Genomic DNA, 10,821 nt, shown 5'->3' with positions numbered 1-10,821 from the left:
TTTTTAACTCAACCGCCCCCCACCGACACCAACCCAGGGTGTCTCGCCGGCAGGGTCAGTTGTTAACGGGCGCCGGGGGCAGTGCGGCAGATGCCGCGCCGCCCCGGGTCACGGCCCGGCCCGGGGCCGGCCCGAAGAGCATCGAGGAGGTGAGCTCCATCGCCGAGCACAGCAGGTCGCATCAACTGTCGGCGGCCGAGGCACGGTTCGCCGTCGTCGGCGTGCGCGACGGCCGTCGGGTGCGGCTGTTCGCCGACGCCGTGCACGCCGCCGGGCTGCCCACCCCGCGCGTCCTCGACTGGGCCGACGTGCTGCGCGACGGGGCCGCGTTCTCGCAGGGTGAGACGGTGCGCATCGACTCGCCCGGGGATGACACCGCGGTGGAGGGCGCCCTGCGCGGCATGCCCGACGCGACGCGCGTCGAGGGCAGCGCCCGCTGGTACGCGCGGTTCACCGAGGCGGTGGCGGCGGTGGCCGGTGCGGCCGGCGCCGCCGGTGCCAGGCTCCTGGACGACCCGGCCGAGTTGGCCGTGCTGTTCGACAAGCGGCTGTGCCACGGCGTGTTGCAGGCCGCGGGCGTGCCCGTGCCGGCCTCGCCCACCTCGGCGCTGCCGTCGGCCGGCCGGGCAAGAGCGCCCCGTGGCGCGCGCGGCCCGCACCCCGTCGCCGACCCCGTCATCGAACCTGCCGCCGCCGGCGCGTCAGCGGGAGCGCCGGCCGGTGCACAGGCCGAGACCACAGTCCCCGGCGCCGCGCTCCCCACCGGGCCCGCGACCGACCGCGCCCCCGCGGCACCAGCGCCCACACCCGCAGGTCAGGGCCCCGCCTCCCACCCCGTCCCCATACGCGGTTGGGCTGACGTACGGGCCCTGCTCAGCGGGGACGGCGGGCTGCGGCGCGCGTTCGTCAAGCTCGCCCACGGTTCTTCGGCGTCCGGCGTGTTGGCCGTCGAGTGGGCCGGGCCAGGCCGGGTCTGCGCCCGTACCTCGGTGGAGCTCGCGCCCGACGGCCGGCTGTACAACTCGCTGCGGGTGCGCAGGTACGCGACCGAGAACGAGGTGGCCACGCTGGTGGACGCGCTGGCCCCGGACGGGCTGCACGTCGAACGCTGGCTCCCCAAGGCGGCGCAGCAGGGACGCGCCGCCGACCTGCGGATCGTGGTGGTCGGCGGGCGGGCGACACACGCCGTGCTGCGCACCAGCCGCTCCCCGATGACCAATCTGCACCTCGGCGGCGCCCGCGGTGACCTCGCCGCGGCCCGTGCCGCGACCGAGGCCGCCGGGGTGGCCTGGGCCGATGTGCTCGGTCTGGCCGAGCGCGCGGCCCGGTGCTTCCCCGGCACGCTGTGCGTCGGCGTGGACGTGCTGCCCGGCTCCGGCTGGCGACGGTTCGCCGTCGGCGAGGTCAACGCCTTCGGCGACCTGCTGCCCCGGCTGACCGGCCTGCCCGGCAGCGGTGCCGAGGGACGCGACACCTACGGCGCGCAGGTCGCCACCGTGCTCAGGGAGGAACACCACCGTCATGTCGCCCGTTGACCCCGCAGGCCGGGGCCCGTACCCGCCCGCCGGCCCGGCCGAGTTGCCCAGCCCCGGCTGTCCCGGCCCGACGTGGCCCGACGACGCGCCCGACGACGCCGCGCCGCACCTGGTCGAGCCGGACATGAACACGGTCGTAGGCAGCCACGACCTGTTGCTGGTCACGCTGGACACGCTGCGCTACGACGTCGCCGTCGACCTGCTGGCCCGCGGCCGGCTGCCGCACCTCGCGCGGCACCTGCCGGGCGGCCGGTGGGAGCGCAGGCACGCCCCCGGCAGCTTCACCTACGCCTCGCACCAGGCGATGTTCGCGGGCTTCCTGCCCACGCCGGCCGCGCCCGGCCCGCATCCGCGGCTGTTCGCCGCGCGGTTCGCCGGCAGCGAGACCACCGCGGGCGGCACGTACGTCTTCGACACGCCCGACCTGGTCTCCGGGCTGGCCGCGGCCGGTTACCACACGGCCTGCATCGGCGGTGTCGGCTTCTTCAACAAGAGCGGAGCGCTCGGTTCGGTGCTGCCCGGCCTCTTCCAGGAGAGCCACTGGGAGCCGGAGTTCTCGGTCGCCAGCCCCACCTCGTTCGAGGCCCAGGTCGGCCGGGCCGAGCAGATCGTGGCGCGGCTGCCGGCCGACCGGCGGCTGTTCCTGTTCGTCAACGTCTCGGCGCTGCACCAACCCAACTGGTTCCACCTGCCAGGCGCCACCCGGGAGGCCGGCGACTCCTGGGAGACGCACGCCGCGGCGCTGGAGTACGTGGACCGGCACATCGGCCGCCTGTTGGCCGCCCTGAGCAGCCGCCGCCGCTGCTTCACCATCGTCTGCTCCGACCACGGCACCGCCTACGGCGACGACGGCTACACCGGGCACCGGCTCGGCCACGACGTCGTCTGGACCGTGCCGTACACCCACTTCTTCATCGAGGGCCCATGACCACCATCGCCCCGGGCCCCGCGCCCGCCCCGTCCCACTCCCCCGCCCCGGCCCCGCAGCCCGGCCCCGACTCCCCGTACCAGAGCTACGTCTACGGCTACCCGCACAAGACCGCCTACCACCCGCTCGACCCGCGCCCCGCGCTGCGCGACCTGTGGGCCGGGGAGGAGCTCGGGGCGCTCTCGCTCTACGCGCACATACCGTTCTGCGAGGTGCGTTGCGGCTTCTGCAACCTGTTCACGCGCATCGGCGCGCCGGAGGGGCTGACGGGTGCGTACCTGGACGCGCTGGAGCGGCAGGCGCGGGCCGTGCAGGAGGCGCTGACGGCCGGCGGGGGCACGCCGCGCTTCGCCAACGCCGCGTTCGGCGGCGGCACTCCGACGTTCCTGACCGCGGCCGAGCTCACCCGGCTGTGCGACATCGTCGAGCAGCGGCTCGGCGTCGACCTGCGGGCCGTCCCGCTGTCCGTCGAGGCGTCCCCGGCGACGGTCACCGCCGACCGGCTCGCGGTCCTCGCCGAGCGGGGCACGACGCGGCTCAGCCTGGGCGTGCAGAGCTTCATCGAGGCCGAGGCGCGGGCGGCGGTGCGACCGCAGCACCGCGCGGACGTGGAGGCCGCGCTCGGCCGGGTGCGGGACGCCCGCATACCCGTGCTCAACATCGACCTCATATACGGCATCACCGGGCAGACCGAGCAGTCCTGGCAGCAGTCGCTGGACGCCGCGCTCGCCTGGCAGCCGGAGGAGCTGTACCTGTACCCGCTCTACGTCCGCCCGTTGACGGGCCTCGGCAGGGGCGGCACCGGCCCCGACCCGGCCTGGGACGAGCAGCGGCTGCGGCTGTACCGGCACGGCCGCGACACGCTGCTGGCCAGGGGTTACGAGCAGACGTCGATGCGGATGTTCCGCCGCGTCGGCGCACCGGTGATCGGGGACGACGAGTACGCCTGCCAGCGCGACGGCATGGTGGGCATCGGCTGCGGCGCCCGCTCGTACACCTCCCGGTTGCACTACTCCTTCGACTACGCGGTGGACATGCGGAACATCCGGGGCATCATCGACGAGTACGTCGAGCGGCCTGTCGAGGCGTTCGCGCGGGCCGACTACGGGCGTGCGATGGACGAGGACGAGGCCAGGCGCCGCCATCTGTTGCAGTCGCTGCTCCAGGCCGACGGCATGCCCGTCGCCGACTACCGGCGGCGGTTCGGCACCGAGCCCGGCGCGGACTTCGCGGCCGAGTTGGCCGGCTTCGACGCCGCCGGCTGGCTCGACGGGACGGCCGGCCCCGATGTGCTGCGGCTGTCCGCCGAGGGGCTGGCGCACTCCGACGCACTGGGCCCGCGACTGTTCTCGCCCGCCGTGCGCACCGCCATGGCCGCGTACGAGCACAAGTGAGGTGGCCGAGATGAACGAGGTCGAGACGGGTCGGGCAGCGCCGCCGGCGGGCACGGCCCGCGGGGGCCGCGGCCGCCCCCCCCCCCCGGGGGGCCCCCCCGCCCCCCGGGCCCGCGCGCCCCCCGCCCCCGGGGGGCGGGCGGGGGGGGGGGGGGGGGGCCCCCGCCCCCCCCCCCCCCCCGCGGCCGGCGCCGCCAGAGCGCCGCGCCCCGCGCCGCCGGCGGGGGGCCCCCCGCGGCCGGCGCCGCCGGCGTACCCGCCGCCCGGCAGAGCCCGGCCGAGGAGATACGCGCCGCCGTCGCCGACGCGCTGGCCGAGGAGCGCGAGCGGGAGCTCGCGGAGGCCCGCGCGTTCTGGGCGGCCCAGGAGGCGCGCGACGCGGCACCCGGTGCGGAGGGCTCGGCGCTCCTCGGCGGCCTGGCCGGCTTCGGTGACGAACCCGGCCTGGACGCGGCGCCGTTCGTGCCCCGCCAGCCCGACCTGGCCGGCCTGGAGCCGATGATCGAATCGGAGCTGCTGGACGCCGCGCTCGAAGCGGCGCTCGACCCGGCCCTGGACGCCGTCCTGGACCCCGCGCTCGACCTGCCGGGCGAGGTGGAGGGCCCGGACTCGGCCGAGTTGGCCGCCGCCCGCCGCCGGCACCCCTCGCACCCGGCGCACGCCGCGGGCGAGGCCGCCCAGCACGCCGTCGTCGGGCACGAGCGCACCGTCGCCGCCCTGGACGAACTCGCCGCCGACCGCACCCCGCTGGTCGACGTGCGCCCCGGCCCGCTCGGCACGCTCGATGTGTACGTGTTCGGCAACGGCACCACGGTCTGCATGACCCCGGGCCACCGCGAGACCGCGGACCAGCTCGCCGAGGCCCTGCGCGCGGGCGACGCCCCGGTGCTGCTCGGTGGCTCCGGCGTCTCCGGCGCGTACACGCTGACCTTCGGCTACGGCGACACGAGCGTCTACGTCCTGGCCGACCGCGTTATCGCCTCGCTCTGAACCCTGCGCCCCGGGCGCGTCCGTCCGCGTCCCTGGCTCGTCCTTAGCGCGTCCGTCCGCGTCCTGTCCGCGTCCTGAGCGCGTCCGTTACGACGGGCGCGCAACCGGCGGGCACACAGCCTGCGGGCGCCGGCCCATGGGCATCAGGTCGGCAGGCGCCCGACCAGCCGGCACCAAGCCACCAGGCACCAGGCACCAGGCCACCCGGCACCAGGCCAGCGCCAGCGGGCACCCAGCCAACAAGCACCCCGCCAACACGCACCAAGACACCAAGCACCAAGCACCAAGCACCAAGCACCAAGCACCAAGTCACCGTGCCAGCCACTCCGGCAGCCACGCGTCCTCCGGCGGCACCGGCCCCGATGCGCGCAGGTGGTCGCGGAGCGCGGCCAGTACGGGGTGCCGGTCCCCGGTGCGGGACAGCAGCACGTGCGGGTAGACCGGGGTCGGTCCGTACAGCGGGATGCGCCGCAGGTCGTGGGAGCCGGGCCAGAGGTAGCGGTCGCCGCTGCCGACCAGGGTGGCCAGTGCGGCCGAGTCGGCCAGCGCGTCCATCAGGGCCTCGTCGCCGAAGGTCGGGCCGAGCGCGTCGATGCTCAGGCCGAACGTCTCGGACAGCGCCTGGTAGAACGCCGCCCACTCGGTGCCCGGCCTGATCCCGGGAATCCAGATCCGGTGGCCGGCCAGCTCCGCCGGCCTGACCCGCTCCGCCCGCGCGAGCGGATGGCGCGGCCCGACCAGGAGCTCCAGGGGCGCGTCCAGCAGGCGTTCGGCGCTGATCCCGGCCGGGACCCGGTCCGCCGGCAGGGCCCGGAAGGTCGCGTCGATGCTGCCGTCGAGCACCGCCCCCGCGGCCCCGGCGGCGTTCTCCTCGCCCAGGGTGACCGTGTCCAGGCCCGTCTCGGGGTGCGCGCGGTAGAACCGGTACACGGCCTGGGCGGGGGCGATGCGCCGGTTCAGCACGTCGACGCGGAGCGGCCGGCTGCCGGGGCGCACGGCCCGCTCGGCCCGGTCCAGGGCCGCCAGCACCTGCTTGGCGTGCGGCAGCAGCACCTGCCCGTCCAGGCTCGGCCGGGAGCCCCGCGCGGTGCGCACCAGGAGCGTGACCGACAGGTGCCCCTCCAGGGCCGCGATCCGCTTGGAGACCGCCTGCTGGCTGATCCCGAGCTCGTCGGCCGCGGCCCGGAAGTGACCGAACTCGACGACGGTGACGAACGTCCGCAGGGCTTCCACATCCATCCCCGCAGGCTACGCCCACAACCACAGGTTGTGGCTGGTGTATGGCCGGTTGTTTGATCACCGACGCTGTGCACTGGTGGACTCCTCGCATGTCTTCCCGTACCGAGCAGATCATGTACGTAGAAACAGCCGAGTTCGCGCGCCATGCGGAGCGCATCGCCGAGGTGACCGACGCGACGTCCCGGCTGAACGTGCTGCCGTTCGGCGACGTCGAGGGGCGCGCCGCACTACTCGCCGTTGTGTTCGGCGGTCCGCTCCCGGAGTCCGTGACGATCTATCCGCCGTTCTTCACCGAGTACGGGCTGAACACCAGCTTCGGGGCGAACGTCTTCGTCAACCAGGGGTGCACGTTCATGGACCGGGGCGGGATCAGCATCGGCGCCGGCGTCATGATCGCCCCCAAGGTCAGCCTGATCACCGGCGGGCATCCGCTGCCGCTCGCGGAGCGGCGGGCGTACCTCTCCCTCGCCCCGATCGTCATCGAGGACGACGTCTGGATCGGGACCTCCGCGGTGGTCTTGCAGGGGGTGACCGTCGGGGCCGGTGCGGTGGGCGCCGCCGGCGCGGTGGTCAGCCGTGACGTTCCGGCCGGCACGCTGGTCGCGGGGGTTCCCGCCCGGGTGGTGAAGGCGATCGACTGAGCCCGCGCCGGCGTGGCCCGGGCCGCGGGTCGTCCCGCCGGCTCCGGGCCCCTAGCGAGTCCCGCCCCGGCTCACAGCCCGCAGCGGACCCGTACCGACTCCACGAGGGCCCTCGCCTCCGCCGCCTGGGCCCGCACCGGCTCCGGGGTCGCCGGGCGGCGGGCGCCGGCCGGCGTTGCGCCACTCAGGGCATGGGCGAGGTCGTGGCCGGCCACGGCCAGTTGGTCGGCCACCACGAAGACGCCCGCGTCGGGCAGCGTGCGGGGCTCGGTGTCGGGCGACTCCAGGAGTTGGGCGCGGCTGGCCAACGCGCGGGCCAGGGCCAGCGCTTCGGCGGCCGGGCCCTGGCGCAGCCGGGATTGGGGCAGTGCCCGCAACCGGTCGGCGAGGCGGTCCACTGCGGCCAGGAAGGCGGTCACATCATCCACGCGGCGACTCTATGCGCCACTCGCGGACTGTTGCCAACGCCCAAACGCTCAGGCACGGTGAGGTGAAGGACACCCCTGGGCCACGATGTGGCAGCAGCGATCAGGACAACGCCGGAGGCGCCGATGTCCCACGCTTTCTCCGAAGAGACCCACCGGAACCTGCTCTCTCGAATCCCGCACTGCACCGGCCGTGAAGTCGCCGACTGGCTGCGCACGGTGGACGAAGGCCCCGCCCTGTCGCGCTTCGAAGAGAAGGTCGGCTGGCTGCGCGGCGAGCACGAACTCGCCTACGGGCACGCCAAGGCGATCATCCACGAGCACGACCTGCGCCGCGCGGCGCGCAAGCTGCGGTAGCCCACCCGCCGACGGCTACGACAGCGACCCGCTGACGCGACACCCACGGCACGACGTACGACCCGACGTACGACGGATGCTACGGAGGACGGGCCGTACGAGAGACGCGCCGTACGGCATGGCGTACGACGCGACGTGCGACAGGACTAAGGACTACAGGACCTACGACACGGCAGAGCCCCCGGGGGGGCGCCGGGGGGGGGTGGGGGTGGGGGGGGGGGGGGGGCGGGGCCCGGGCGCGGGGGGGGGGGGGGGGGGGGGGGGGGCCCGCCCGGGGGGGGCCCCGGCCGGGGGGGCCGGGCCCGGCCCCCGACGCAGCGGGCGCCCGCAGTCCCGCGGGCGCCGGCGCAGGAGCGGCGCCGATGGACCTGACCGTGCTGTACCGGGGGCCGCTCGCCTCCTGCGACTACGACTGTCCGTACTGCCCGTTCGCCAAGCGGCGTGACTCCCGCGAGCAGTTGCGGGCCGACCGGGTCGCCCTGGAGCGGTTCGCCGGCTGGGTCGCGGGGCGCACCGAAGACCGGCTTTCGGTGCTGTTCACGCCGTGGGGCGAGGGTCTGGTCAGGTCCTGGTACCGGCGCACGCTGACCGAGTTGAGCCACTTGCCGCAGGTGCGGCGGGTGGCGATCCAGACCAATCTGAGCTGCCGCACCGACTGGCTGGGCGCGGCCGACCTGGACACGCTCGCCCTGTGGTGCACCTACCACCCCGGCCAGACGCCGTACGAAAGGTTCGTGGCCAAGTGCGGCGAACTCGCCCGGCGGGGCGTGCGGTTCAGCGTCGGCATCGTGGGCCTGCCCGAACACCTTTCGGCGGCGCGCCGACTGCGGTCGGCGCTGCCCGAGCACGTCTACCTGTGGGTGAACGCGGCCGAGGGGCGGACGTACACCGATGCGGAGGCCGCCGAGTGGGCCGGGATCGACCCGCTGTTCGGCTACAGCCGCCATCCGCACGCGAGCGCCGGCCAGCCGGGCCGCACCGGCGCGTCGGTGATCTCGGGGGACGGCGACGGCACGGTGCGCCGCTGCCACTTCGTCCCCACCGAACTGGGCAACCTCTACGACGGTTCGTACCGGGCCGCCCTGCGCCCGCGCCCCTGCCCGCTGACCGTCTGCGACTGCCACATCGGCTACGTGCACCTGGAGACGCTGCCGCTGTACGACGTCTTCGCCGGCGGCGTCCTGGAACGCATACCGGCCCCGCCCCAGCCCCCGGGCCCGGTACCGATCCGGCTCGACCCGACCCGTCACGCCGCCGCGCCGTAGCGGCAGGTGCTCACCGGGCGGGCTCGCGGCCCGTACCGCGTGCCTCTGACTCGTCCGGTGACCGCGGGCGCGCACCCGGCCCGACTCGGCCCCCGTGGCGAACGTCCCCGCTCCGGACGCACCACGGCCCGCGCCGGGTGGCGCGGGCCGTGGTGGGCGACGGTCGTCGGTCAGGCCAGGAGGAAGTCGGCGTCGCCGGCCTTGGCCCCCTGGATGAAGCAGGCGATCTCGGTGTGGCTGTAGATCAGGGCGGGCCCGTCCGGGTCGGTGGACTGGCGCAGCGCTATCCGGCCGTCGCTCAGCCGCATGGCCTCCACACAACTTCCGCCGTTGCCACCGCTCCATGGCTTGTGCCAGCCCTCGGTTCCGAGGTCGTTGGCGGGCATGCCGTTGTAGATGCGATCCATGGTTCAGATCTCCTTGCGAATGCCACCGAGGATCGACTCGGTGCTCTGTGCCGGCGCGGCCTGCGCGCACATCCGGTCCAGGGCCTCCAGGAACGTCGACACGTCATCGCGTTGGTCAAAGTAGACGGCGCCGACGAGGCTCTCCGAATACGCGATGTCGGGGAGTTCCGGGATCGGGAACCGGAAGATGTGGAAGGGGCCGTACATCGCCGGGTGTGGCCCGGCGTCGAACGGCATCACCTGTAGCCGAACGTTGGGTAGCGCGGTGGCGTCCATGAGGTGGGTCAGTTGGTCGCGCATCACACCGACGCCGCCGATCGGCCGCCGCAACACCGTCTCGTCCATCACGACCCACAAAAGCGGTGGGTTGTCCCTGGTCAGCAGCGCCTGTCTCTGGCGCCGCAGCGCCACGCCGCGTTCCACGTCCGCCTCGGACGCGTGCGGCATGCCGGCACGCAGCACGGCGCGAGCGTAGTCCTCCGTTTGCAGCAGTCCCGGGATGTAGTGCGGCTCGTAGGCGCGGATGAGGTTGGCCTCGACCTCAAGGCTGACGAAGGCGCTGAACCAGTCGGGCAGCACGTCGCGGAACCGGTGCCACCAACCGGGCTGGTTCGCCTCCCTGGCCAGGGCGATGAAGCCGTCGATCTCCTCCTGGTCGGCGACGCCGTAGGTGGTCAGCAGCTTCTCGACGTACGGGATCTTCAGGCCGACCTCGGCCTTCTCCATCCGACGGATCGTGGCGTGGGTAACGTCCAGCGCGCGGCCGGCCTGCTCGTAGCTGAGCCCGGCCCTCTCCCGCAGGTCTTGCAGGCGCCTACCGAGCACCACCCGCAAGACGGTCGGGGCACCACCTCCCGACCGTGCGTCCGCCACTGCCGTCCCCCTTCCAAACGCCGTCACAAGGACGCAGTCTGTCATGCGCTCAGCTCACCGAACAGACTGCTCTTACGATTCTGCAATTTACAGATTGAAGCTTGCCATCCGTTGCCGACGGGCCGCATAGTTACGGCGTGGCCACTTCATACGACGGTCTCTGGTTAGGACGCCCGGGCGGCGCCGTTGCCCAACGTCTTCAGGACGCGTTCCATCTGCCGGCACTCAGCACCTCCGTTGCTGAGGCACGCAAGCGGGTCTTGGCCCGGCTGGCCGAGTGGGGTGCCCACGACGAACTGCGGGACGACGCACAGCTCGTCGTCTCCGAGCTGTTCACCAATGCGGTACGGCACACCAGCAGCGAGCGGGTCCGGTGCGAGCTGCGCGTCTTCACCGATCGACTCCGGGTCGAGGTGGCGGACCAGGGGTGCGAGCAGGCCACGCTGCGGCCCTGCGAGAGCAGTTGGGAGCAGGAGGGCGGGCGCGGTCTGATGCTCGTCGAGGCGCTGGCCGACTCCTGGGGGGTGCGCCCGCGCGAGGGTGGCCAGGGCCGCGTGGTCTGGGCCTATCTGCCGACGGCCGGCCTGCCGGCGCCGTCGCCCGCGGTGGCGGAGCGCCCCGCGGGCCCGTCCCCGATCTGGGCCTGACCGGCCGCCACGCCCCATTCGACAGCGCCGGGGGGCCGCGCCCCCCCCCGCGGGGGGGCGGGGGTGGGGGGGGCCCCCCGGGCCGGGGGGCGGCCCCCCCCCCCCCGGGGCCCCCCCCCC

Annotated in this window: 12 protein-coding genes; 8 read left to right on the top strand and 4 right to left on the bottom strand. The window is 74.5% G+C overall.

Features of this window, described 5'->3' with window-relative positions; genetic code table 11:
- Positions 1 to 401: 401 nt before the first annotated feature.
- The 4 genes from AAHZ94_RS19225 to AAHZ94_RS19210 all read left to right on the top strand — a co-directional run bounded on the left by AAHZ94_RS19225 (position 402) and on the right by AAHZ94_RS19210 (position 4,847).
- On the top strand, positions 402 to 1,535 hold the full coding sequence (locus tag AAHZ94_RS19225) for an STM4014 family protein (RefSeq protein ID WP_502964716.1): 1,134 nt from the start codon (positions 402 to 404) through the stop codon (positions 1,533 to 1,535).
- 124 nt (positions 1,536 to 1,659) lie between these two features.
- On the top strand, positions 1,660 to 2,463 hold the full coding sequence (locus AAHZ94_RS19220; protein WP_349994202.1) for an STM4013/SEN3800 family hydrolase: 804 nt from the start codon (positions 1,660 to 1,662) through the stop codon (positions 2,461 to 2,463).
- On the top strand, positions 2,460 to 3,857 hold the full coding sequence (locus AAHZ94_RS19215; RefSeq protein ID WP_349994198.1) for an STM4012 family radical SAM protein: 1,398 nt from the start codon (positions 2,460 to 2,462) through the stop codon (positions 3,855 to 3,857). Before AAHZ94_RS19220 ends, AAHZ94_RS19215 begins: the two co-directional genes overlap by 4 nt.
- A gap of 462 nt (positions 3,858 to 4,319) precedes the next feature.
- Positions 4,320 to 4,847 (top strand): hypothetical protein, encoded by a 528-nt coding sequence (locus AAHZ94_RS19210; RefSeq protein WP_502964715.1) that lies wholly within the window; start codon positions 4,320 to 4,322, stop codon positions 4,845 to 4,847.
- 309 nt (positions 4,848 to 5,156) lie between these two features.
- Here AAHZ94_RS19210 and AAHZ94_RS19205 read toward each other — a convergent pair whose 3' ends face one another.
- Complete coding sequence (locus tag AAHZ94_RS19205) at positions 5,157 to 6,086, bottom strand: LysR family transcriptional regulator (RefSeq protein WP_349994197.1); 930 nt, start codon at positions 6,084 to 6,086, stop codon at positions 5,157 to 5,159.
- A 113-nt stretch (positions 6,087 to 6,199) separates the two neighbouring features.
- On the opposite strand from AAHZ94_RS19205, the gene AAHZ94_RS19200 reads away from it, so the two are divergent.
- Complete coding sequence (locus tag AAHZ94_RS19200) at positions 6,200 to 6,727, top strand: LbetaH domain-containing protein (protein ID WP_349994201.1); 528 nt, start codon at positions 6,200 to 6,202, stop codon at positions 6,725 to 6,727.
- 71 nt (positions 6,728 to 6,798) lie between these two features.
- On the opposite strand, the gene AAHZ94_RS19195 is transcribed toward AAHZ94_RS19200, so the two are convergent.
- On the bottom strand, positions 6,799 to 7,146 hold the full coding sequence (locus tag AAHZ94_RS19195; RefSeq protein WP_349994200.1) for a hypothetical protein: 348 nt from the start codon (positions 7,144 to 7,146) through the stop codon (positions 6,799 to 6,801).
- A gap of 132 nt (positions 7,147 to 7,278) precedes the next feature.
- Between AAHZ94_RS19195 and AAHZ94_RS19190 the strand changes: the two genes are divergently transcribed.
- Both AAHZ94_RS19190 and AAHZ94_RS19185 read left to right on the top strand, forming a co-directional pair.
- On the top strand, positions 7,279 to 7,509 hold the full coding sequence (locus AAHZ94_RS19190; RefSeq protein ID WP_349994196.1) for a DUF4287 domain-containing protein: 231 nt from the start codon (positions 7,279 to 7,281) through the stop codon (positions 7,507 to 7,509).
- A 362-nt stretch (positions 7,510 to 7,871) separates the two neighbouring features.
- On the top strand, positions 7,872 to 8,774 hold the full coding sequence (locus tag AAHZ94_RS19185) for an STM4011 family radical SAM protein (RefSeq protein WP_349994195.1): 903 nt from the start codon (positions 7,872 to 7,874) through the stop codon (positions 8,772 to 8,774).
- A gap of 170 nt (positions 8,775 to 8,944) precedes the next feature.
- On the opposite strand, the gene AAHZ94_RS19180 is transcribed toward AAHZ94_RS19185, so the two are convergent.
- Together AAHZ94_RS19180 and AAHZ94_RS19175 are read right to left on the bottom strand one after the other, a co-directional pair.
- Positions 8,945 to 9,181, bottom strand: coding sequence for a DUF397 domain-containing protein (locus tag AAHZ94_RS19180; protein WP_349994194.1), 237 nt, complete (start codon positions 9,179 to 9,181; stop codon positions 8,945 to 8,947).
- A 3-nt stretch (positions 9,182 to 9,184) separates the two neighbouring features.
- Positions 9,185 to 10,054, bottom strand: coding sequence for a Sco1979 family transcriptional regulator (locus tag AAHZ94_RS19175; protein ID WP_349994193.1), 870 nt, complete (start codon positions 10,052 to 10,054; stop codon positions 9,185 to 9,187).
- Between the two features lie 137 nt (positions 10,055 to 10,191).
- Between AAHZ94_RS19175 and AAHZ94_RS19170 the strand changes: the two genes are divergently transcribed.
- The gene (locus AAHZ94_RS19170) at positions 10,192 to 10,701 is read left to right on the top strand and encodes an ATP-binding protein (RefSeq protein WP_349994192.1); all 510 of its coding nucleotides are present in this window, start codon (positions 10,192 to 10,194) and stop codon (positions 10,699 to 10,701) included.
- Positions 10,702 to 10,821: the final 120 nt, after the last annotated feature.

This window comes from Streptomyces sp. HSW2009 (genome assembly GCF_040240285.1).
Lineage (GTDB): Bacteria > Actinomycetota > Actinomycetes > Streptomycetales > Streptomycetaceae > Streptomyces.
This window is presented reverse-complemented; position numbering and strand designations above follow the sequence as displayed.